The sequence below is a fragment of the Desulfitobacterium metallireducens DSM 15288 genome (genome assembly GCF_000231405.2).
GTDB lineage: Bacteria > Bacillota > Desulfitobacteriia > Desulfitobacteriales > Desulfitobacteriaceae > Desulfitobacterium_A > Desulfitobacterium_A metallireducens.
This window is the reverse complement of sequence record NZ_CP007032.1, coordinates 2997385-3020652: the sequence shown is the minus strand read 5'-3', so window position 1 is coordinate 3020652 and position 23268 is coordinate 2997385. Positions and strand designations below refer to the sequence as shown.

The 23268-nt window shown below is 38.9% G+C and carries 18 protein-coding genes, 1 other RNA gene, 2 pseudogenes and 1 riboswitch; of the genes and pseudogenes, 18 read left to right on the top strand and 3 right to left on the bottom strand.

Features of this window, described 5'->3' with window-relative positions:
• The first annotated feature begins 231 nt into the window (after nucleotides 1-231).
• The 8 genes and pseudogenes from DESME_RS14495 to DESME_RS14475 all read left to right on the top strand — a co-directional run bounded on the left by DESME_RS14495 (nucleotide 232) and on the right by DESME_RS14475 (nucleotide 9981).
• Nucleotides 232-771: a DoxX family membrane protein gene (locus DESME_RS14495; RefSeq protein WP_006716933.1), complete on the top strand. Its 540-nt coding sequence runs from the start codon at nucleotides 232-234 to the stop codon at nucleotides 769-771.
• A gap of 180 nt (nucleotides 772-951) precedes the next feature.
• Nucleotides 952-1302, top strand: a transfer-messenger RNA (tmRNA) gene (ssrA, locus tag DESME_RS15780).
• 526 nt (nucleotides 1303-1828) lie between these two features.
• Nucleotides 1829-1919: riboswitch (cyclic di-GMP riboswitch) on the top strand.
• Nucleotides 1920-2138: 219 nt separating this feature from the next.
• Nucleotides 2139-2255 (top strand): annotated as a pseudogene (locus DESME_RS16475) (helix-turn-helix domain-containing protein); the annotation flags it as partial.
• A gap of 30 nt (nucleotides 2256-2285) precedes the next feature.
• Nucleotides 2286-2510 carry a hypothetical protein gene (locus tag DESME_RS16330; protein ID WP_242837407.1) on the top strand — a complete coding sequence of 75 codons (225 nt, stop codon included), beginning with the start codon at nucleotides 2286-2288 and terminating at the stop codon, nucleotides 2508-2510.
• 26 nt (nucleotides 2511-2536) lie between these two features.
• Nucleotides 2537-3163 (top strand): annotated as a pseudogene (locus tag DESME_RS16470) (FG-GAP repeat domain-containing protein); the annotation flags it as partial.
• A 12-nt stretch (nucleotides 3164-3175) separates the two neighbouring features.
• Nucleotides 3176-5890, top strand: a complete 2715-nt coding sequence (locus DESME_RS15775) for a cell wall-binding repeat-containing protein (RefSeq protein WP_427846195.1) — start codon at nucleotides 3176-3178, stop codon at nucleotides 5888-5890.
• A gap of 403 nt (nucleotides 5891-6293) precedes the next feature.
• Complete coding sequence (locus tag DESME_RS14480) at nucleotides 6294-7751, top strand: aminoacyl-histidine dipeptidase (RefSeq protein ID WP_025248840.1); 1458 nt, start codon at nucleotides 6294-6296, stop codon at nucleotides 7749-7751.
• A gap of 310 nt (nucleotides 7752-8061) precedes the next feature.
• Entirely contained in the window at nucleotides 8062-9981 is a 1920-nt protein-coding gene (locus DESME_RS14475; RefSeq protein ID WP_006716939.1) for an OPT family oligopeptide transporter, read from the top strand.
• A gap of 794 nt (nucleotides 9982-10775) precedes the next feature.
• Here the strand turns inward: DESME_RS14475 and DESME_RS14470 are convergent.
• A complete protein-coding gene (locus DESME_RS14470; RefSeq protein ID WP_006716941.1) occupies nucleotides 10776-12281 on the bottom strand; it encodes a serine hydrolase in 1506 nt (501 codons plus the stop codon).
• 342 nt (nucleotides 12282-12623) lie between these two features.
• Between DESME_RS14470 and DESME_RS14465 the strand changes: the two genes are divergently transcribed.
• On the top strand, nucleotides 12624-12824 hold the full coding sequence (locus DESME_RS14465) for a hypothetical protein (protein ID WP_006716943.1): 201 nt from the start codon (nucleotides 12624-12626) through the stop codon (nucleotides 12822-12824).
• Nucleotides 12825-12833: 9 nt separating this feature from the next.
• A complete protein-coding gene (locus DESME_RS15945) occupies nucleotides 12834-13010 on the top strand; it encodes a hypothetical protein (RefSeq protein ID WP_156922779.1) in 177 nt (58 codons plus the stop codon).
• Nucleotides 13011-13108: 98 nt separating this feature from the next.
• Here DESME_RS15945 and DESME_RS14460 read toward each other — a convergent pair whose 3' ends face one another.
• Nucleotides 13109-13252, bottom strand: coding sequence for a LysM peptidoglycan-binding domain-containing protein (locus tag DESME_RS14460; protein ID WP_006716944.1), 144 nt, complete (start codon nucleotides 13250-13252; stop codon nucleotides 13109-13111).
• 81 nt (nucleotides 13253-13333) lie between these two features.
• On the opposite strand from DESME_RS14460, the gene DESME_RS16465 reads away from it, so the two are divergent.
• The 3 genes from DESME_RS16465 (at nucleotide 13334) to DESME_RS14450 (ending at nucleotide 16400) form a co-directional block, all read left to right on the top strand.
• Nucleotides 13334-13516, top strand: a complete 183-nt coding sequence (locus DESME_RS16465; RefSeq protein ID WP_242837406.1) for a hypothetical protein — start codon at nucleotides 13334-13336, stop codon at nucleotides 13514-13516.
• A gap of 303 nt (nucleotides 13517-13819) precedes the next feature.
• Nucleotides 13820-14236, top strand: a complete 417-nt coding sequence (locus DESME_RS14455) for a hypothetical protein (RefSeq protein WP_006716945.1) — start codon at nucleotides 13820-13822, stop codon at nucleotides 14234-14236.
• A 130-nt stretch (nucleotides 14237-14366) separates the two neighbouring features.
• Nucleotides 14367-16400: a TaqI-like C-terminal specificity domain-containing protein gene (locus DESME_RS14450; protein ID WP_006716946.1), complete on the top strand. Its 2034-nt coding sequence runs from the start codon at nucleotides 14367-14369 to the stop codon at nucleotides 16398-16400.
• Here the strand turns inward: DESME_RS14450 and DESME_RS14445 are convergent.
• A complete protein-coding gene (locus DESME_RS14445; RefSeq protein ID WP_006716947.1) occupies nucleotides 16386-16934 on the bottom strand; it encodes a hypothetical protein in 549 nt (182 codons plus the stop codon). The two genes, DESME_RS14450 and DESME_RS14445, sit on opposite strands and share 15 nt — an antisense overlap.
• A gap of 338 nt (nucleotides 16935-17272) precedes the next feature.
• On the opposite strand from DESME_RS14445, the gene DESME_RS14440 reads away from it, so the two are divergent.
• The 5 genes from DESME_RS14440 to DESME_RS14420 all read left to right on the top strand — a co-directional run bounded on the left by DESME_RS14440 (nucleotide 17273) and on the right by DESME_RS14420 (nucleotide 23263).
• Entirely contained in the window at nucleotides 17273-18451 is a 1179-nt protein-coding gene (locus DESME_RS14440) for an iron-containing alcohol dehydrogenase (RefSeq protein WP_006716948.1), read from the top strand.
• A 232-nt stretch (nucleotides 18452-18683) separates the two neighbouring features.
• Nucleotides 18684-19262, top strand: a complete 579-nt coding sequence (locus DESME_RS14435; protein WP_006716949.1) for a TetR/AcrR family transcriptional regulator — start codon at nucleotides 18684-18686, stop codon at nucleotides 19260-19262.
• A 47-nt stretch (nucleotides 19263-19309) separates the two neighbouring features.
• Entirely contained in the window at nucleotides 19310-20026 is a 717-nt protein-coding gene (locus tag DESME_RS14430) for a 4Fe-4S binding protein (protein ID WP_006716950.1), read from the top strand.
• A gap of 234 nt (nucleotides 20027-20260) precedes the next feature.
• A complete protein-coding gene (locus DESME_RS14425; RefSeq protein WP_006716951.1) occupies nucleotides 20261-21331 on the top strand; it encodes a PrpR N-terminal domain-containing protein in 1071 nt (356 codons plus the stop codon).
• Nucleotides 21332-21667: 336 nt separating this feature from the next.
• Entirely contained in the window at nucleotides 21668-23263 is a 1596-nt protein-coding gene (locus tag DESME_RS14420) for a spore germination protein (protein WP_006716952.1), read from the top strand.
• The last annotated feature ends 5 nt before the right edge of the window (nucleotides 23264-23268 follow it).

Below are 23268 nucleotides of genomic sequence, written 5' to 3'. Positions count from 1 at the left end.
CTTATCGACAGGTTAACATAAGAAAAGCCTATTTTCATAACTTTTCGCCTTGGCATGCTATTTGCAATAACTAAATTCGTCAAATTTAAATGCTGTTGTGATAATTTTAATAAGTATAAGCAACAGCAGATATTAAAAAGAGATGGGAGGAAAGAGAATCTCGTTCAAGTAGTATCAATAGGTATTATTATTAATTTATTATTTTTTCCTAAAATAGAAGGAGGAGTATTAATGTCTGATTATATTAATTATGTAAAAACTCAATTGAAGGATTGGAAAGTAGCATTATTAACACTTGTATTCACAGTAGCAAGAGTAATTTATGGAATTGCTTGGATTCAAGCTGGAGAACACAAATTAACATGGTTTTCTGATGGAAAACTCGATTCTATTGGATTAATTAAAGGGATGGTAGGTAATCTAGCAGCTGCCAAAAACGATCCACTCGGTATTAATAATTTATATGCTTGGGTTGCCCAAGGTATCTTTGTAAATACGATGCCTTCCGTTACTGATGTAATGGTTGTCATTTGTGAGATTTTAGTTGGTATCGTTCTTGTTCTAGGATTTAAAGTATTCTGGAGTGCTTTAGTCGCTGTATACATGAATCTACAATTCAATGCAGCAGGTTCGTTTAATAATTTCGGTTATATTTGGTCTGACTTAGCTTTTATGAAATTTGCAAAATATAGTGAACTTATTGGTGTAAGCGGATACCTTGATTTTAAAAAACAACAAAAGAAAACGGCACAAAACTCAGTAAATATGTAATTGAAGTTTAGAGAGAGCAACGGATTGTTTAGTCCGTTGCTCTTTTTATATGCTCATGTACTTGCCTATAAAAGAATTATGGAATTCCTATCAAATTAATCTAAATAAATCATGGTAAAGTAAGATGTACCTCTATAAAAAACAGAAAAAAATGATATACTATCAATGTAAACTCAATACGGGGGTGTTTTAGACTCGCTCGGGGAAGCGGTGGCAAGAGTTGCGCGTCGAGATTCCACCTGGTCTCGTTAAACGGTGGACCTTAATAGTTAACAACAATAATTACGCTCTAGCAGCTTAATTGCCGCTAGCATCCTGCCTTCTGCGCCTACGATGAAGGGCCAGGGTGTCAAAATAGTAGGACTGCTCTAATGGCAATTCTCGGAGTCATTAGCTAAGATTATCGAGATAGCCTTGGATGGATCCTGTCTTCTGGAGACTAAGAGGCGAAACTTAAAGAGAAGACTACACGCGTAGAAGCTTTTGTGGCAGCTCTTCGATACAGGGGTGCAAGTCCCCTCACCTCCACCATGCAAACCCTCGAATATTAGGTGGAGATACATAACGAAAGCCTTGAGGTACATGAAGTTGTACGCTTAAGGCTTTTTTGCATTTTTGAAATGAATCACCGTCTGGCTTTGCAAAAAAGGATAAATTTTGCCATATCTGATGGGTATTAATAGTGGCTGTGACAAGATAATTAAACCTATTTACAACATTAAGGCTTTCGCGATTAATCTAGTTGGCTAAGAAAATGTATATCTACCAGAAATGAGATGATTAATAATGGAGCATCATGAGATAAAATTTTGTTGTTCATCTCTGGAGCTGTGCAAATAAATGGGGCATGGAAGCATGTGAACAATCTGTAATAAGCTTTATGATCAGTTATCCATACGGGGCTCATGTTCAAATATAGGTACTAAAAAACCTTTAAAGTTATAGACAAATATGGTAGAATATCTCACAAGAGGGTTCTTCCAAAATACGACATCATAACATAGTTTTACCTATCTTTGTATAATATTCATCTATTGCAATTTAATTTAAAAAATTGTTCTGATAAAGGCAAAACATCTGAAAAGGTGTGACGCAAAGCCATGGGTCTACAGCAGGAAAGACACTGCCATGATCGCCAGGTTGCCGGAGAAGAAATTAGAGCCCCTGCCGGGACTAGTATCTCTGGTATGGAGTTCTTTTTGTTTTCTCTTTTTAAATTAGGTGTTCGTTATAATGCTGCCTGTTTAACCAAATACTTCGACAGACCGTTGCTACTGAACTGACAGGGAGGTTGAAATATGGATAAAGTTGTCCACAGTTACGTAAGGCCAGAAAAGCTAAAGGATCGGAGTTGAAAGGTTGAGGAAATTACTAAAATTCGTAGTAAATACCTGCAAGCTTCGGAAGAAGGAGACTACTGTGTTCTTCTTGGTGGGGTTTACACGGTAGGATTTTTGCATTCTTATGCTCGTTTCCTTGACTTAGATGCAGGGAGTTTGGTAAATACTTTTCGATTGGAAGTAGCAGCGAATAAATTAGAAACCACTTTTGATAATAGACCTTTACATTTTGAACATACCGTAGGCTATCTTCCCTTATCTTTTAACCGCCGTGTTCTTAATATTCAGTTTTTGTCTGTTTATTCCCAATGCTTTTCTTTCTCCAATTCTGTCATGCTGGTCTTGAAGGATTTCAGGAAAGCATTTGAACCAGATGAGATTGAAAATTATTATAAATGATTTAACAAAAATTGGAGGGGAATAATGTGAAAATTAAAATTGGAATATTTCTTGCGTTCATAATTTTATTAGTATTGCCACAAACTGCTTACTCCTCAGAGGGACAAATCTTTAAGCCATATATCAACTATAAAACAGGATCCTACCCTGAGGCTGTTGCGATAGGGGATGTCAATGGAGACGGAAAAAATGATGTAGTAATGACAACATCAACATCATCTAACTCTGATCCAGTAAATGATTATAAGCTTTTTGTTTTCATACAGAATAGCGCCGGAGGGCTTAATCCACCAATTAAGTATTCTGTTAGCGGCGTGCCAACCTCTGTTGATATTTGTGACCTGAATAATGATGGTAAAAAGGATGTAGTAGTTGGGAATAAAGGTGTAAATATTGAGGTTTTCATCCAAAACCAATCAGGCGGACTTGATTCTGGTGTGAACTATAGCACAACTAATTCGCAGAGCATAAAAACAGGGGATTTTAATAATGATGGGTTGATGGATGTAGCGGGAATAGGTTGGGGTTCGAATAGTGTTGACATCTTGTTCCAAAAAAGCGATGGTACGTTGGGGACGCCGATTACATATTCCGTACAACATGGGGGATACGATCAGTTAGAAGCCGGTGACGTGAATAATGATGGGTTGACCGACTTAATTGTAATGAGTGGGCAATTGTACGCCGACCCCAATATCGGGATACTATACCAACAATCAAATGGATTTTCTTCACCGGCATACTCCAGTGTTGGTAGTAATATACTCACTCATGGAGTTGCAATTGGGGATATAAATAATGATAAATTAAACGACATCATAGTCAGTCACGGTGGCAATCAGCCTACATCGTTTATCGGTACTTTCAACCAGAATAGTCAAGGTACTCTTAATCCGGTGGTTAATTATGCAGCATATGATTGCCCTGAATCGGTTAAAGTAGCAGATGTCAATTCCGACGGAAAAATGGATGTTATTTCCTTGAATGGGGGCTGGGACGCATTAAGCCTTTACCTTCAAGATGGTAATGGGGGAATGATGCCGTACTCGCGTTATAGTCTTCCCTATGCCTCACACTATAACCCCCAGGGTCTTGCGATTGGCGACATTAACTCAGACGGTGCTCCCGATGTTGCTATAGCAGATTATAACAATGGATTAGTAATATTATACCATTCCATACCCGAAGCTTTGACAGTGAGTAGCCCAGCGACCACCGGATTCACAGTAGGGTTAAGCCCATCCCTTTCCGGCTTAGTGGCAAGCGACTTTACGCTGAAGGACAGTGCGAGTAATCCTGTAACCATTACAGGCGCGTCAACATCAGATGGTGGGGCAACTTACGCGATTAGTGCAGCGTTGTGTGCAGGTCAAACGTACACGGTTACGGCAACTAAGAGCGGCTATGACTTCGGGTTAGCGCGAAACGTGGTAGTTCCCGCCACGTCGACAACCCCAGGGGCAATCAGCGGTACTATAATGGATATAAACGGTACACCGCTCGTCGGGGCCAACGTGACTGTAACCGGAAGTGTTTATTCAACAACAACAACCTCGGATGGAATCTATACGATATTAAACGTGCCGGTAGGCACGGGATATACCGTGACTGCCAGCAAGACTGGGTATATTAGTACCAATGTGATAGGTGTGGCAGTAACAGCAAATACAACAACCTCGGGTATAAACTTCACTCTGACGGCAAACTCAACCAACGGTGGCTATGGCGGTGGAGGGAGTTCATCAACTGGAGGAACTACAGTTACCGGCAGTGTAATTGACGGTAACAGTACACCGGTTTCCAATCTGACGGCTATAGTAACTACTGATAGTAATCGGAATTATACAGTTTCCATGAATGAAGCTCAAACTGTAATGCTAAAACAACCTAACGGAACTATGAGTTCTTTAAGTGATCTTTCTAAAGTGACGTTTGCAACAGCAGCAGGTTCGCCTATAACAATTTCTGCGGATGGAACAATAAAAGTGACGAACCTAGCAAAGGGAACGGACAATCACTTGAATATCAGGTATAATTTAGACAATGGACAAACGATTACGATTGGAACAATGGAGATTAAAATTGACAGCAGCGGGAATGTCAACTTAACCACTACCCTAATCGACCCCTATGGAGTCATCATTGATGCAGCTACAGGCAAGCCTGTTGCAGGAGCAAATGTAACCTTGTATTATGCCAATACGGAAAGAAACAATACAAATGGTAAAACTCCTGACACAGTAGTACCATTGCCTGGTATAGATGGATTTAAGCCCAATAATAATATAAATCCACAGATAAGTGATGACTCAGGAGCCTATGGCTTCATGGTATTCCCTACTACAGATTACTACATCGTTGCCACAAAAGATGGTTACAACAACTATACAAGCCCGACAATTTCTGTGGAACAGGATATCGTCAAATGGGATTTTAAAATGAATCAAACCACCTCTGGAGTTACAAGACTTGCGGGTTCGAGCAGAGTCGATACTGCGCTAGCCATCGCTAAAGAAAACTACACAGGAAAAGTTGCGAATGTCATCTTAGCTACCGCCGATAACTATCCGGATGCCTTAGCTGGAAGTGTATTGGCCTACAAGCTTAATGCGCCAATCCTACTGGTTGGAAGCTCTGAAGCCGATCAAGAAAAGGTATTGGACTATATGAAGGATAATATGAACCAGACAGGAACTGTCTATATCCTAGGTGGCACGTCCGTCGTTAGCGGTGCTATGGAAGGTAAAGTAACAGCGAGTGGTTTTGCAAATATAGCCAGATTAGATGGAACTGACAGGTATGAAACTTCTGTTAAAATAGCGGATCAATTGAAGGTCAAGACCGGAACCCCGATTGTGCTTGCCTATGGTGAAAACTATCCTGACGCCTTATCCATTAGTAGTATTGAAGCAGAAATGCAGTACCCAATACTTTTAGTTCAAAAAGACGGACTCAGTGACTCGGTCAAGAATGAGATTGCCGCAATTAAGCCCACCAAAGTCTTTATCATCGGAGGAGAAGGGGTCATCGGTGCAACTGTAGAAAGCCAAGTAGCGCAGATCACTTCTTTAGACAATCTGAATATTGTGAGAATCGCTGGAGCAGACCGCTATGAAACCTCTTTGGCGGTAGCCCAATACTTCAACTTATCCGGGCGAAGTGTCTGTATAGCCACCGGCAACAACTTCCCAGATGCCCTGGCAGGAAGTGTCTATTCGGCAAATCACAATTCTCCGATTATTCTATCGGATGGCAGATTGTCCGATCAGGTCATGAATTATCTAAAGACCAGAAAACTGACCGGAGCGACCCTATTCGGAGGAGAGGCTGTTGTCAGTAAAGACATTGAGCAGCAGCTTGAACAGTTAATTGGGAAATAAGTACTAGAAAAACAACAGGCATACGTGGCATGACTCTAAGAACCTTAGGTTATGCCACAAATTGAAGAATTTTGTTGTCGAGGGTTTGGATAGGTGTGCCTCACCTCCACCAATACATAACGAGTAAGAGCGTTCTTTTTGAACGCTCTTTTGTTTTGACTACTGAGAGGTCTAGTTAGGCTAGAAAACCTTAATTAAATCGGGTTTCGTTTTAGCTATAGCTAGACCTAGACCTAGACCTCTTGTTTTCCGTCACTTTTATATTTTAATTACCATAAGTATGAGAAGATACATAAATTGGTACTTATTAATTTTTTAATGTATAGTAAATTTGAACATGATAACATATACATCTAATTTCCAAATATTTTATGAATAATTGTAAGAAAGGATGCTAATGAAAATGTTAGAGATGCTTAAAGACCTACAACCAGTTGAAGTATTTAAATACTTTGAAAAGCTATCACAGATTCCAAGAGGGTCTGGAAATGAAAAAGAGGTTAGCGATTATTTGGTATCCTTCGCAAAGGAGTATAGCTTAGAATTTGTTCAGGATTCTGCATTAAATGTTGTTATAAAAAAGAAGGCAACACCAGGATATGAGAATAGCCCTACTGTTGTTTTGCAGGGACATATGGATATGGTATGCGAAAAAAATATAGGGAATGAGCATGATTTTACTAAGGATCCACTAAAGTTAAGAGTAATTGATGACATGATATATGCAACTGGCACAACTTTAGGAGCGGATAACGGAATTGCGGTTGCAATGGGATTAGCAATATTAGCTTCTAATGAATATCAACATCCGGCTATAGAATTACTTGTTACCACCTCGGAAGAGACAGGAATGGATGGAGCGATGGCATTAGATCCTAAAAATATAGAAGGAAGAACGCTTATTAACATAGACTCGGAAGAAGAGGGTACGCTATTAGTTAGCTGTGCTGGTGGAGTTACAGCTAAAACACTAATTCCTGCAGCATGGGAACCCGTAGATGCAAACCTAGTGCCGTATATAATTAAAATAAGAGGCCTAAAGGGTGGACACTCTGGAATGGAAATAGATAAAGAAAGAGGAAACACGAATAAATTAATGGGTCGTATACTTATGTCTGTATTATCTGAAATAGATTTTAGACTCAGTTCATTAAACGGCGGATCAAAGCGTAATGCTATTCCACGTGAGACAGATGCTGTTATTATGGTAAAAGCAGAGGATAAAGCTTTAGTTGAGAAAAGAATATCTGATTGTGAAGCATTGTTTACCTCTGAATTGAGGACACAAGATCCTGACGTAAGAGTGGAATTTGAAGTTTTACCTACCCTGCCACCAGAAATGCTTACAAAAGAATCAACGAATAATGGAGTTAACTACTTATACTTAGTTATAAATGGAGTTACTTCGATGAGCATGGATATTAAGGGTTTAGTAGAAAGCTCTTTGAACCTCGGAGTAGTTTCTACTCTTGAAGATTCGATAGAATTCATAAGCTCAATCAGAAGTTCCGTCAGGAGTTTAAAGAATGAATTATTAAATCGACTCGTTGTCACCGCTAAACTAAATGGCGGAACTGTCGTTACCGAATCTGTTTATCCTGAATGGGCATATAATCCTACTTCAAAAATAAGAACAATTTTTGAAGATGTATATGCAAAAATGTACGGAAAGAAACCACATATAACGGCAATACATGCTGGCCTTGAGTGCGGACTGTTTGCAGAAAAGTTTGGCGAAATGGATGCAATCTCCTTTGGACCCAATCTATATGATGTTCACACTCCTAATGAACATATGAGTATTTCTTCAGTTCAAAGGACGTGGGAATACTTACTGGAAATATTAAAAAATTTACATTGATTTTATATGGAACTTTCTACGATGATGGTCGAGCTAAACAGTAGAACTCCTAGTATTAAACTGGTTCCTTAAAAGTGTGAGTAAGGGGAAAATCCCTTACTCATTTTTTTATTCTAGAACTTTCGCAAACCTTGTATATTTTATACTCTTAGAAAGGTTTTATTATCCAGCCACATCGGCGACTTGATTGACCTTCAATTGCAGGGGCACTGAGGCACATAGCCATTTTATTTTAAATACCTTAAACAACATATTTTGTTGGAAACTGAGTTACAATACAAAAAATGAAATATAGTGTGAGGGTGTAATTATGGATAAAAAGTTATCTAAAGATGCATATGGCGGCATAGCTGGTAAAGACTACGTACCTTACATATCCAGTGGTAAAAATTCTGGTGGAAACGCTGCGGTATTAATAATCGGTATTATTTTGGCGGCTTTGTTTGCAGCATCTACCGCTTATTCAGGTATGAAATCAGGTCTTACAGTTGCAGCGGGTATACCTGGTTCTATCATTGGCTCAGCACTAATAGCTGCATTTGCTAAACAAAAAGGTATTCTTGGGAAGAATCTACTTCAAGGTATGTCTAGTGGTGGTGAATCCATTGCCAGTGGTATGATCTTCGTTTTACCCGCAATTCTTTTAATCGGTTCGACAGTTTCTTTTTGGGAAACTCTTGTGGTGGGTGTAGGTGGGGTCTTATTTGGTTTGGCAATAGCTTCCCTGGTTTATAATTACTTAATCGTTGAAGAACACGGTAAATTAGTATACCCTGAGTCAATGGCTATATCTGAAACACTTGTGGCTTCAGAAGGTGCTGGAGAATCTCTTAAGTACATGGGAATCGGGTTCGGAATAGGTGGTGTGATAACAGTTATAACCAGTCCATTTTTAAATGTAGCGAATAACGTTATAAGCTATGTGAACGAATCGTTTTACAAGTGGAGATTTCAAGTTGAAGTGAATCCTTTATTATTAGGTATAGGATTCATAGTGGGTTTAGAAGTTTCATTAATTATGTTTGCTGGTTCTATATTGGCTAACTTCGGTATTTTGCCTTTAATAGGTTACTTCACAGCTCTTGCCAAAGGCGATATAACCGTATGGAATAATCCAGATGTTACTGTAAGCGCTATGCAAGTGAGTCATATCGCTGGTAGTTATGTAAAATATATCGGCGCCGGTATGATGCTTTCCGGTGGTTTAATTGGTGCGATAAGGCTAATTCCTACCATAATTTCTTCTATAAAAGAAACCCTTAATGCTAAGTCCACAAATGATGCTGAAAGTTCATCTGCTACAAAATTATTACTACTTTGTGGTATAGTAGTAGGCTTTATTGCAGGTTTCTTAATCTCTGGTGGCAATTTTTTAATGGCAATAGCTGTTTCAGTGTTGTCATTAGTCTTATCGCTACTATTTGTTATTGTTTCTGGTCGTTTAACGGGTACTATAGGAACCTCAAACCTCCCTGTATCGGGCATGACAATATCTTCTTTAGTTATTGTAACCTTTTTATTCGTTGTCATGGGATGGACAAATCCTGAAAGTAACAGATCTTTGCTTCTATTTGGTACATTTATTGTTACGGCTATAGCGACAGCTGGTGGTTACAGTCAGTCACAAAAAGTTGGCTTTATAATAGGCGGAGACAAAAATGAAATGCAAAAATACTTCGCCATAGCGGGTGTAGTTGGTGTTGCAGTCGTCACGGGGACTATATTATTGCTGTCCAATCAACTTGCCATGACTGGAGATAACGTTCCATTCGCACTACCACAAGCTAACTTAATAGCAACATTAACGGCTGGTATAATCTCAGGAAAATTACCTTGGGCCATGGTTATTTTTGGTGTGGTTATGGGAATTGTTTTTTTCTTTCTAAACCTTCCTATAATGACAGTTGCTATTGGATTTTACTTACCCATTTCGACGACTTCTATAATTCTCATCGGTGCATTAATTCGTTCCCTTGTAGAAAGAACTTCCGCATCTGAACAGGACAAAGAAGTTAAAGTTGCTAATGGTATAAGTTTATCTTCTGGACTTGTTGCTGGTGGATCTATAATAGGACTTATAGGCATAATACTTCAAGTATCAGGTGTTATAAAAGGAATAGAGCCAAGCGGGTTTGCTAATTCTAACGGAATGGCATTTATAATATTAGCAGCTCTGGTAGTAGCTACTATAATACCTATAATGAACAGTAAGGTGAAAGAGCCTAAATAACAACCAATCAGTTGGGCTATATCATCCCTAGAATCTAAATATTATAATCTGTTTAGGGTGTCAAACAGTAGGACTGATCTAATGAAAACTCTCGGAGTTGTTAGCTAAGATTATCGAGATATCCTCGGACGTATCCCGTCTTCTGGAGACTATGAGGTGAAACTTAAGCAGAAGACACACGCGTAGATGCTTTTGTGGCGGCTCTTCGATACAGGGGTGCAAGTCCCCTCGCCTCCACCAATCAAACCCTCGAATTAAAGAGAAAAATAAAGAACATAAAAAGTCCAGTAATACTAATACTGGGCTTTTCGGCTTATTAGGGCCAATGAGGCATCGTTTTAAGCGGTGCGCTTTTTTGTTTTTACACCCTTATTATTAAAAGATGCACCCCCCTTGGGGGCAAATCCGACCTTTAATTAAAAGTATAAGAATAATTAAAAGGTTTGAGGAATCGTTAAAAAGTATAAACCCGCTCGATAAAATGTACCCCTAGACACAGCACGTCGAGTGTGTTGCTTTGATAGAGCGGAAATAGATTGATATCAAAGGCTTTAACGGATTTTATTTAAAATTGATGTGTGTTTAATGTTTCCCCAGACTGATAGTTTTTTATTAGGAGGGGCGGATTTTTATGCAAAAATAGACAATTGCGTGAAAAGAATAGGAGTTTTGCGAAATTGTTTAGCTGAAAAAGTGATACGCCCCCTCGCTTCTGCATACTAAGTATTGTGTCAACAAGCATGATTAGGCATGTTTTATAAAATTGCACAGAGTTAATAATATTAAGAATAAACTTATAAATTTTCTGCATTTGAGATATTAAGACGAACAACATGTGAGAGCAGAATTACAGTTTTTATAAAGCCAATAATAAAAAAGGATATAGGTAAAAATAGCAAAAAATGACCAAGGCCTGGCCCAAAAGCTAAGATAGTCCTCCAAGGAGAATTAAATACTTTTGGAATTAACATAAGTAGAGCAGAAGGCAGCAATACATTAAAAAGCAGTAAAAATGCAACAGTTATTTTAGTATTAAAAGAAGCGCTCCTAAGTCTTTTGCTCCACTTTTTAAGCCTGAAAACGCGCCAGATGAATATTATAATGACAAGAACAATCAGTATGTTTATTTTAAGATATATGTTATTCATATTACGGGTAGAGTTCGACTGTACTTCCTTACCTGAAATTATGTCGATAATTCCATTGGGAATACTCTCAAATCCGTCTTTGCCTAAGGATATAGGCATCAGACTATCATTAAAATTAAGTAATATTATTAGGCCATAATCTGTTCCTCTCAATATCCTCATATGGGAATGAAAATTTTCTGTATCACCATTATGAAATATCATGTCAGGCAAAAGCATCCAGCCCATGCCATAGTCATTTGCAGCGGCGGAGGAGGCTTCATGCATTTGGTTTACACTGTCTGGTGAAAGAATGGAATTGTTTTTATACCTGCCATTATTCATTTGAGCTATTAAGTAATGACTCATATCTTCTGCAGTTGAAATCAAATATCCAGATGGTATGCTTCCCTGATGTAATGGCTGCGTTGTGGGCATTACAATTCCTAAAATTGAATTGTGTCCCACTGCAAGTCCTGCCTTTCTTGCTTCAATTTGAGACGTATAGCTGTTATTCATTTCTAATGGATTAAAAATATTCTTCTGAATATATTCCTCGTAGGATATTCCAGATACCGTTTGAATAATTTCACCTAAAATGCCATAGTTAACATTGCAATATTGAAAAGTAGAGCCAACAGGCTTACTTATTTGAGTATTTTTTAGATTTCTCACAAACTGCTCTAAATTCATATTGTCATTCATTATGAATTTTGCGCTGTCATATCCTGAAATGCCGCTTGTATGAGTCAGGAGATTTCTTAAAGTAATCTTCTTTGATGCTTCACTGTCAGCCAAGCTAAACCAGGGAAGATATTGCTGCACAGGATCATCAAGTTTTATTTTTCCCTTCTCAACTAGCTGCATTATTGCTGTTGCCGTAAATGATTTACTTAATGAACCAATTATAAATGGAGTTTGTGCTTGAACATCTTTACCATTTTCATTTGCTTTACCGTAGCCTTTAATATATAAAATCTTATCATTCTTCACAATTCCTACTGAAAGTCCCGGAATATTTAACGCACTCATTCTCATGTTTACGAATTCATCTATTTTTTTAATGTTAATATTAGTGTCAGGTGCTTCTGCATTAGTTGAAGCAGGCCATAAGCTAATAAAGAAAATAGTGCATATCAAGAAAATCAATATATTTAATGGTCTTCTCTCCATGATAAATCCCCTCCTTTACGAATAAATATATCATGTTTACGATTTTTAAAATAGTAAATAATACCATATCAGTAAAACTATAACGTATTATAAGTTTATTGAATTCTGGTTTGCATTATTTTAAAAATTAAAGTTAAAAAAACAGTTAGTACTTAATTGGTACTGACTGTTTTTTGACAAGGCATAGCAGAAATGTGCTGAAAATCACTGTATTGAGAACTTGAATGTGTTAAACTGGGCTCAAAATCCGCTTGACATTTGGCAGTCAAACTCCTCATTGAAATAGGGTGCCAGAATTCGCTGAATTAAACTTAGGATTCGGCGCGAGAAAGGAAGGATAGGATGAACATTTCCGAATATCTCGAAGAATGTTATCACTCTGGGAGTGATGTGGCTTTGCTGCTGAGAGAAAAATCAGCGTTGATTCTCGCTTTTGTAGAAGGCAAAGTGGAGAAAATCAATAGCGAAACCCGACAATTTCAAGTCAACGGACAGCCTATCGAACTGGATGAGGTTATCGGATTTCCGGAACCGAGTTTCTGAAGGCAGAGTTTGTGGCGGCAAGTTTTGCGGTCAGGGAGTAAAATTATTCTGGAGAAACGCTGTCTTTCGTATGATCAATTATCGGAAAAAGAGAAATCTACAGTGATGCAGGCCTATTTTGAGAACCGGCTTTTTTCGATGGGAGAGTATATCGTAGTTGGGCAGTCTGAAAAAAGTAGGCAATAAGTTTAAGGGGGCGTGTGAAAGCAAAATTCACACGCCCCCAATTCTTATTAAGATTTAAAGATTTACTTTCCCTTAACTGGCATTGAATTCCTTATCAATTATCTGATCTGAATCTTTTGACCAGGGTAGATAAGATTCGGATTATAAATGTGAGGGTTTATACGAATTAAGCAATGAACAGTTGTGCCATAACGTTTTGCAATTTTGTGCAATGACTCTCCACGGCGAACTCTGTGCTTCATTTTTGAACCTCCTTTAAAAAGTACATTGCATTATATATAGGGTACAATATTTTTGGCGTTTATCTAACGCCGTTAACTTACATGAATGGGCTATTAACTTGGGTTTATCCTGTGATTTCAGAAAATCCTGACGTAGCACAAATCGCTGAATCCATACCCTCTGCCGTTAAGACGGTCTTAGGAGTTTCCGAGGAGGCACGCGTAGATACCTTCGAGGCCTTTATTTCGGCTCAATTTTTTGCACGGATTTGGGCTATGCTTTAGATGTAGCAGGAGGACTTAGTGATAAATTATCTTGGGTACGTAAATTATCCCTTTTTCAGTGTTACCAGCCTCAGGAGGTCTTAGAGGTACTGCCAATCCCGCGAAAAAATCATTGGACTTACCGAGGAACCATCATTCTTCTCCGTTTAGGAATTTACGCATTTAACGAAAAGGATTTAGACATTTAATGGGTGTAAAGGGGTAAATGTTACGCTTTCAATGAGTCATATTTTCTTAATTATAAGTACGTCCAAAATGTAGGGGCGAGCATATTATATAATAAAATGTTTAGGGTGATAAATTGTGCTCAATCAAGATGACCGGATGACCTTAACTTTATTAAATTTAGAGATAATCGGGTCGTTAACGGCAATCATCGGACTGATACTTTTTATTGTTGCCTCCACTACTGCAAAGGATATTTTGTTGTCTTCATATTTCAGACGAAATCCAGGTAATTCAAATTTAAACCCTGACGTAACGGCATTTTTAGGACGTCTATTTTTTGTTGCTGCAGGCTTTATAGCAGCCAGCACAACTACTCTACGTTTGATTCAGCGTGCTCAAAAGGTTTTGCGTCATGAACCGATGCAAGGTACTCTCGTGCCTATTACCTATATCGTGATTGGTTCGTGGACCTCCCTTTTTGGTGGAATAATTGCTTTAATCGGCGACTATAGAAGGGTGCAGGAGTCACCGAGTTCCATTCCTGTTTACTAAGCGCAATATTAACAGAGTGCCTTTCCTTCGCTGAGAAGAGGATATCACGTTGACTAAGACTGGATTGACAGTTTAATATTAACTAAGGCAAGGCACAAGAAAAAGAAAGCTTTAATCGGGGGAAAAAGAATTGAAGCAATTAGAGCTATTCTCGGCAAAGGATAATTTGATGAACTTAGAAGAAGTAAGTAAGTTATTATCAATATCAACCGCTACAGCACGAAATTGGATTAAAGGCAAAAAAATCAAACCTATAAAATCCGCTGGGCGTGAAATACTTTTCGCAAAGGATGAAATCGAATTATTATTAGATAATATAAAAAGTGGAAAAGAGGCTAGGCTTAAAAGTCGTCGGAACAAAAGTTATGTTTCGGGAGCCTTTATCCCTAAAACATATATTCAAAGCAAAGAGGGGATAGATGCCGTAGACAAAATCACCTCTCAGATAAACACTATTAATTTACCGGAGGGTTATGAACGAATCATTTTAGCTGAGTATGCCTTAAAACTTCTATTGAGCCGTGAACTTGTTCCATTTGAGTGTGATTCCTCTAATTGTTTGCTGCACCAGTACATTACAGACAAAGTGGTTTTTGGTGATTACTCTGCGTTGATTGATGATGTTTTATCAAATGTTTCTCAGCTCGAAGTTAAAATTCGAGAATTAGAACCCGCTTTATGTATCCCTATTAGTTTTTTGGAAGATCAGGATTTTTTAGGCTTGCTTTATATGTCTTTGCAAAGTCTCGGAGAACGTAAATCAAATGGCGTTTACTATACTCCTTTAACGGTTGTCAAAGATGCTGTCGATAATCTTAAATCGATCCATAAAAATACAAAACTACTCGATCCTTGCTGTGGTACAGGGAATTTTTTAATGTATGCCCATAAATATATCCAAAATCTAGAGGGAATATATGGCTTTGATATTAGTCCGCTGAGTATCGCTCTAACAAGAATAAATATGGCACTCGTCAGTAGAACCCAAAATATAGAGCTGCTTTATAAGAATTTTGAATGTAAAGATGCTTTAATAGGCAAAGAGGCGTTAGATTTCGATATTGTTATAGGTAATCCTCCATGGGGATTCAATTATAGCGAAGATGAGCAGACGGTATTAAAGGAAAGATATCAAGCATCCCAAGCTAAAACAGTGGAATCCTTTTGTGTTTTTACAGAATATGCTTCAAAAACGATAGTTCAAAACGGTATTGTATGCTTTGTTTTGCCCCAATCCTTGCTCAATGTAAAGATTCACCAACCCATACGTGACTATTTATTGGGTAGTAGCTATATAAAACGAATTCGATACTGGGAAAATATATTTGACGGAGTGCAGTGTCCAGCGATGACCCTTGTATTTGAAAAAATCCCCTCGGGTTTTAGTATCGAAGGAATGGAAGTTGTTACGGATCAAAGAACGTTTACGATAAAGCGATCGAGGGATTTAGATCGGACGAACTGGTACTTCGATTTAACAGATGAGGAAATGGAACTCATTAAAAAGATAGAATCATCCGTTCAGGTTACTTACTTAAAGGATAACGCTGATTTTGCACTTGGAATTGTAACGGGTGACAATTCAACCTATATTTCAAAGGTTCAATCTGAAGGTTCAGAAATAATTCTTAGAGGAAGCGACATTTTTAAATATGAATTTGTACCTTCAAACAACTACATCCGATTTGAACCGGAAAGATTTCAACAAGTCGCTCCAACCCATTTATACCGTGCTCCTGAAAAATTAATATATAGGTTTATTTGTAATCGTTTAGTTTTCGCCTATGATAATAATCAAACGCTTACGTTAAATAGTGCTAATATCCTCATCCCTAGAATACCGGGAATAGGCATTAAGTACATCCTGGCAATTTTAAATTCCAGTACAATTCAATATTTCTTTAATAATAAGTTCAAATCGGTTAAAATTCTTCGGGCACATCTCGAAAGCTTACCCATACCGGTTGTAAGCGCTGAATTGCAGTCGCAAATTATCCGGAAAGTTGACGAATGGGTAGAAATCAAAGATCCATCAGAAATGAGTAAACTATACGAAGATCTTGATGCAGAAGTCTCAAAGTTATTTGGACTAACGGAATCAGATTACCAAATTATCAAAACATCGATATCCAAATCGAATCCATTTCTTTTAGGGAGTAAATAGATTATATAAATCTTCGTAGCTTAGCCATTCTACAAAGTGGTTATTCAAATGATAATCAATCGATAAGGGGTTTAGATGAAATTGACCCTCACCTTCGTTACCTTTATGTTGGAAATCGGAGTAGCCAAAGCAGTTAAGTATATCAGATGAGTCGATCTTAAATATTGCAATTTTATCAGCGAAGAATAAGCCATAATAAAGCAGGTCAAATTCTTTTCTTTTAACTTGTTGAATATTACAATCGAAGTCGTTTTCCTTGATTTCATCCGTTCTCATTGCTCTTTTGGCTAGCGTCGCTTTAGCGCATTGTTCAATTATGTTTTTATCATTAATTTTAGCGTCGTTGGCCTTCATAACAGTCGAAAATTTAACTTCAATTCTTTTTCCTTCAGCCTCATCATAAAGATCATGGAATTGATTCTTCCCTTTTGAAGCATTGATTAAATGTTGAATCATCAATTCTGCAACTGTTCCAAACCTTCTTGTTCTAAGTGCAAATATACCGTCACGGAACTCTGAAATTTTTGCGTTCAATTTATCATCATCTCTTTCGTATACAAGTACTAAAATTGTATCATGAGATGAAAAAGATGAACAATGGTATATATAGGTCCCCAGTTCTCCTGAGGGCTTTATATGAGTAGGTTACTTTTTGCTTAATATAATTTCACCGTGAATTAAATTGTATTATTATTTCAAAAAGGGAGAAAAAAGTGAAAAGCAACAAGATTAGAACTTTGTGAACGTGATTATTTTCACTATGCAAGAGCCCATTGAGATGCTATATTAGAATTGTAGAAAGAGTCATAACAGCCAAAGCTACTTTTCAATAAACCGAATCGAATAAAGGATTCTAAAAGGAGTTGGAGACGATGCAAGCTTTTCGCATTCCAGGGAACATTGTTTACGGTGAGGAAGCCATTAGTTATCTCGCACAGTTAGAGGGCAAAAAAGCAATGCTTGTGACTGGTGGTAGTTCTATGAAACGATCTGGCTTTTTGGACAAAGCTACGGATCTTTTAAAAGAAGCAGGAATGAAAGTCACCCTCTTTGACGGTGTTGAACCGGATCCTTCAGTTAAGACGGTTTTCTTAGGGGCAAAAGCTATGCAGGAATTCTGTCCTGACTGGATTGTTGCTATTGGAGGCGGCTCTGCTATTGACGCGGCCAAAGCAATGTGGGTTTTCTATGAACATCCTGAATTGACTTTCTCTGAAATCATCGAGCCGTTTAGTATTCCCCAACTGCGCAAAAAGGCAAGGTTCGCTGCGATCCCTTCAACCAGCGGAACGGCGACAGAAGTGACGGCCTTTACTGTTATTACAGATACCGATACCCATAATTCATTAAAATATCCTTTGGTTTCTTATGAAATTATTCCGGATGTTGCAATTGTTGATCCGGATCTCACCGTAACAATGCCTTCCCGAGTGACTGCATATACGGGGATGGATGCGTTAACGCACGCGATTGAAGCTTATGTATCTACAGCCAATAGTATCTATACGGATCCTTTGGCGCTAGAAGCGATTCGGACAATCTGTACCTATTTGCCAAAAGCCTTTGATAATGGAGAGGATAAAGAGGCCCGGGCTAAAATGCACTATGCTCAGTGTCTAGCCGGTATGGCCTTTACTAATGCACTATTAGGCGTTGTTCATAGTATGGCTCATAAAATCGGCGCCCAATTCCATATTCCGCATGGTGAAGCGAATGCAACACTACTTCCTTATGTAATTCAGTACAACGCCAAGAACGCTCTTGAACGATATGCTGATATCGCTCGTGTACTTGGGATTAATAAGCCAGACTCTGGTGAAGCTGTAGAAAAACTGGTCGAGTTCATCAAAGATTTAAATCGTCGTGTAGGAATGCCTGTCGCCTTGAATGAGACTGATATTCCAGAGGATGAATTCTTTGCTGTTCTTGACGAAACATCCCGAAACGCCTTAGGTGACCCATGTACTGGAACGAATCCACGCATACCTGTCGTAGAGGATATCAAACAAATTTATACTGCAGCCTACTTGAATAAGAATGTTGAAATCTAGCTAGAATTAAATTACAGAACAAGGCCCAGGGGCTGATGCAAACGAACTTCATGTTCGTTTGCATCAGTCCCATCTTTATTGTCTTAAAATAAAACGGGGGGTCTATATGCAACTCACTCAATTATACAGAGCAAAAATTATACCGAATTAAGGATAAATAAGCTCTTGAACATGGGAATAAAATAATTTATTATTAGAATGAACATTCATTCTAGTTGAAAGGGGAATTTTAATGGCTCGCTTAAAGCCTGAAGACACGCGTCAAAAGATTATGGATTCGGCACAGCGCCTTTTTGTTGAGCGGGGATATTTTAATACGGTCATCCCGGATATTGTACGCGATTCAAAAATAAGCATTGGCTCGATCTATCATCATTTTTCGAATAAACAGGATCTAGCAAAGGCTCTTTATGAAGAAACTCTGCAATCTTTTACAAGGGAGATGCACTCCTGCACAGATCCTTTAACTGATGTTAAGAATAAACTCTATGCAATGGTACAGTTTATTTATACATTATGCGAGGATAGTCCTATTCAGATGGAATACATGCTTTTTGTGCGTCACAATGAGATTTTTCCAGAACAAGTCCCTATTTGCCTTTCTGAACCCTTTCAAGCCGTTGAAGAATGGATCGAAGATGGAATAGCCTCCGGCGATGTTATCCCGGGCCAGCCCTTACTCTTGGCCGGAGTGTTTATGGGGGGGATTTTAAAAGTCGTTGAACTTAAATTAAGGGGAGTCCTGAAAGAGCCCCTCCCGGAGGTGGTTGACAAAACATTTACATTGGCTTGGCGAAGTATCGCTAAGTAAAGGATAGAAATATAATCATTCAGCAATTATAGGGAGGATATTAAGAGATGTCTAAAATAAAGTTTTCTGATATTCGGCGACGCAATCAACGAACCTCGTTTTTTCTTTTTCTCGTTTTGTTCATTCTCATGCTCTTATCCTTAATCGGAAATCCCTGGTATAAAGCACCGATTGAATGGTACTTCATACCTGTCTTAGGGGTGGTAGGAGCGTTTATTTTGCCAGCTAAGTTTGGACGGCATTATTGCGGGCAGTATTGTCCTACCAGTTTTATTACGGATGGAATTAATCCTGTCAATCGAGCGGGAAAAATTCTTAAGAGTCGTCATTTGCGTAAAGTATTTTTATTACTTTTTGTAGGTATTTTTCTCACGACATTCAGTCCCTGGAAAATGGGGCTTCCGGAATCCATGACTCAGACGTATTGGGCAGCCGCCTTCTCAAAGTTTTGGGTCCTATGGATTATTTGTCCTTTTGTGATAGCTTTCCCTCTTATTTTTATCTTGGGTTTCTGGAAAGGTGGCCGAACATGGTGTAATTATGTTTGCCCTTGGGGAGCAATTGGGGTAGCTCTAGGTAAACCACAATTGAAAGTCACAACAAAATGCACTGATTGTAAAGCGTGCACAACGGTGTGTCCTCAACCGGAAGTATTAGAAGGCGCGATTGGTCGAAAAGGCGGAACCATTGATAAAAACTGCCTAACTTGTTTAAAATGTGTTGATGTCTGTTCTCCAAAGGCCATCGAGTGGCTTAAGCCCTAAGAATCGTGGAAACATTAGGGACCTAGCTTAATTGTTATGATCCAAGAAAGCCATCCAGCATATATTGTGATGGCTTTTTTGGGATTAATGATATAAATATGAAAATCTGGAACAAGTGACTACGAAATAATAAGCTCTTGGGGGAAATTTGAAGGAATATTGTTATTACTTGCCGAAATATTAAGATTAATATAGAAATTGCACGGAGCATAGTATCATGGGAGGTGTAGAATAATGGAATCCATTTTTTTTGCAGCATTGACGCAAGGTATGGCTCAGGTCGCGGAACAGGTGATGCGCGAGCTCCATTTATCTTTTCCCATTGAAGTAGTAAGCTTTGATAAAGGCCCAGAGGTGGTTAGAGCCAACCCACAAGTGGATGTCATGATTAGCAGGGGCCTTATGGTTGATTTGTTACGGGAACATACCGACAAGCCAGTGGTGGGGCTTACCATGACCATTACTGAGATCCTAGAAGCGGTGCAGCGACTGATAGCTGGTGGTGCATCTAAAGTGGGAGTGGTGGCTCATAGGGGCTTTTTGGAAATGGGTAATTCAGACTTTGTTTTAGGTGAAACGACTATCCATGTGAGGCCATGGAATACGGCTGAGGATCTGCCCAAGATACTAGAGCAGTTGAGTCAAATAGGGGTTAATGCCATTACGGGAGACAAAGGCGGTTACACGGCGGCCAAGGAACGTGGTTATAAAGTGGACCTCCTGGAATCAGGATTGTTGGCAGTGAAGCGGGCTATAAACGAGGCATTGAAAATAGCTCAGGCTCAGGAGCGAGAGCGGGAAAGGGAACGGGAGAAAAGGCGCCGTTTCGAGCAGGTGTTATCTGAACTTTATTCGGAATTAGAACAGTCGGCTTCTTTTGTAGAGGAACTAGCTGCATCCTCTGAAGAACTTGCCGCTTCAAGCCAGGAATCATTCAATATCGCCCAAACAGCCACGCAAGAGGTGAATGGTATTTCTGAGATATTGGAAGTTATTCGGCGGGTAGCTCAGCAGACCAACTTGTTGGGACTAAATGCTGCCATTGAGGCTGCTCGTGCAGGTGAACAGGGACGGGGATTCTCGGTGGTGGCTGAGGAAGTGCGCAAGCTGGCTGAGGAGAGTAACAAGTCAGCCCGGAATATCGATGAAATGCTTAATAGGTTCCGAGAGTCGGTGATCCTGGTGCAGAAAAATGTGGAACAGAGTAATGTTATAACCCAAGAGCAGGCAAAGGCTACCCAAGTGTTGTCTCAGAGGTTGGATGGCCTTAGGTTGGTAGGGGAAAAGCTTACAACGATGTCCTAGAAATTGACAAAAGGCGGGACACTTAGAGACCCTAAATAGGATGTTAAAGGGAGGAAAAGCAAGGGGCTGTTACAACGTAACAGCCCCTTGCTTTTCCTCCAAAAAGACCCTCAAGCGTAGTTTCTCCCCTTCGAGGATAAGTCGACTAAGCTTTGAGTTTCGTTCCTCAATTCAAAGCGAGTCTCCTATAACGCACAGGAGTGAACGATTTGCGCGGAGGAACGGTTTAGCGCACGAGGCTTGCGTGGGTTAGCGGCGCCACTGGTTCACATCATGAATAATCCAAATCGCTTTGAACACATACTAAACTGTGATTATTCTAAAGGGAGTTTTATCATGCCGCTTTCCAAATATGCCCGTAATAAAGAAAAAAATAAAATTAAAGAACAAAGTCAAATATACCAAAGAGAATCACCTTTACAGGGAAATCTCTTGTTAGATATTGCTTCCAATATTGAAAAGATACAAAGCATTATGGGTTTTGCCAATGACATACTCGTTAGAGAATTCACATTTACCGCAGATACCGAAATTAATGCAGCTGTCATTTTTATTGTAGGTTTGGTTGAAAGAGAGCTTATAAACGAACAAATTATTGGATCATTAATGTTAAATGACCGATTTAACAGTCTGAAAAATAACTTGGATTGTTTTGAGATTCTAAAAAAATATGGCATACCCAATACGATTGTAAAGGAAGAATTTGATGTTAATTCTATCTTAAATGAACTGATGAATGGGAATACGATCTTACTCTTGGATAAGGTTGACAAAGCACTTGTTTTAGGAAGTATAGGATGGAAAGACAGAGCAATTTCTGAGCCAGAATCTGAAAATGTGGTCAGAGGACCCAAGGATGGTTTTACAGAAAATATCTATAATAATACGGCACTCATAAGGCGCCGTATTAAAAGCCCTGATTTAAGGATGGAACCCTTTCAAGTAGGAACAACAACTAAAACAAAGGTCTTATTAGTCTATCTTGAAGGAATACCCAAGGAAGGATTAATACAAGAAGTCAGAGACCGAATCGGACGAATTGAAATTGATGGCATACTTGAGAGTGGTTATATTGAAGAATTAATAGAAGATACTCCCTTTTCTCCATTTCCTCAGATAGAGCACACTGAACGCCCTGACAAGGTCTCTGCATCTATCTTAGAAGGGCGAGTGGCTATTATTGTCGATACAACGCCTTATGCCTTACTCGTTCCTACCATATTTTTTCAGTTTATTCAATCCTCAGATGACTATTACGAACGTTATCCTATAGGCTCTTTGACGAGATTTGTTCGACTTATTGCTTATTTTATTTCAGTTATTCTTCCTGCAGCGTATATTGCTTTAACAAGCTATCATCAGGAAATGATTCCGACTACACTCGCCTTGGCTATTGCAGCTTCACGCGAAGGGGTGCCTTTTCCCAGCATAGGAGAGGCATTTATAATGGAGGCTACATTTGAAATTCTAAGAGAGGCAGGCCTGCGCTTACCCAAACAGGCAGGTCAAGCGGTAAGTATCGTAGGGGGCCTCGTTATAGGTCAGGCTGCAGTTCAAGCCGGCATTGTTTCACAATCTATGGTCATTGTTGTAGCTTTAACGGGGATTAGTTCCTTTGCTATTCCGGCTTTTAATGCCGCAGGTTCAGGACGTCTGCTCCGATTCCCTTTGATGTTGCTGGCTTCTATACTCGGGTTACCGGGTATAATGGCAGGGCTAACTATAATCCTTATTCACTTAAATAGTATGCGTTCTTTTGGAGTAAACTACATGGAGCCCTTTATATCAGCAAATCATAACTATAAAGACATTTTGGTAAGACATCCATGGTGGGGAATGAATCGACTTCCAGGTTATATCGCTCGCAAAGAATTTATTAAGACGGGTCCCAACATGAAACCGGAACCCAATACAGACACCGGTAAAAAATAGCACGA

Coding starts and splice junctions, on each gene's coding strand:
- DESME_RS14440 (WP_006716948.1), top strand. CDS start 17,273: ATGCAAGCTTTTCGCATTCCAGGGAACATTGTTTACGGTGAGGAAGCC.
- DESME_RS14470 (WP_006716941.1), bottom strand. CDS start 12,281: ATGGAGAGAAGACCATTAAATATATTGATTTTCTTGATATGCACTATT.
- DESME_RS14495 (WP_006716933.1), top strand. CDS start 232: ATGTCTGATTATATTAATTATGTAAAAACTCAATTGAAGGATTGGAAA.
- DESME_RS14435 (WP_006716949.1), top strand. CDS start 18,684: ATGGCTCGCTTAAAGCCTGAAGACACGCGTCAAAAGATTATGGATTCG.
- DESME_RS16465 (WP_242837406.1), top strand. CDS start 13,334: ATGAATGGGCTATTAACTTGGGTTTATCCTGTGATTTCAGAAAATCCT.
- DESME_RS14465 (WP_006716943.1), top strand. CDS start 12,624: ATGAACATTTCCGAATATCTCGAAGAATGTTATCACTCTGGGAGTGAT.
- DESME_RS14475 (WP_006716939.1), top strand. CDS start 8,062: ATGGATAAAAAGTTATCTAAAGATGCATATGGCGGCATAGCTGGTAAA.
- DESME_RS14425 (WP_006716951.1), top strand. CDS start 20,261: ATGGAATCCATTTTTTTTGCAGCATTGACGCAAGGTATGGCTCAGGTC.
- DESME_RS14480 (WP_025248840.1), top strand. CDS start 6,294: ATGTTAGAGATGCTTAAAGACCTACAACCAGTTGAAGTATTTAAATAC.
- DESME_RS15775 (WP_427846195.1), top strand. CDS start 3,176: ATGAGTGGGCAATTGTACGCCGACCCCAATATCGGGATACTATACCAA.
- DESME_RS14430 (WP_006716950.1), top strand. CDS start 19,310: ATGTCTAAAATAAAGTTTTCTGATATTCGGCGACGCAATCAACGAACC.
- DESME_RS14420 (WP_006716952.1), top strand. CDS start 21,668: ATGCCGCTTTCCAAATATGCCCGTAATAAAGAAAAAAATAAAATTAAA.
- DESME_RS14460 (WP_006716944.1), bottom strand. CDS start 13,252: ATGAAGCACAGAGTTCGCCGTGGAGAGTCATTGCACAAAATTGCAAAA.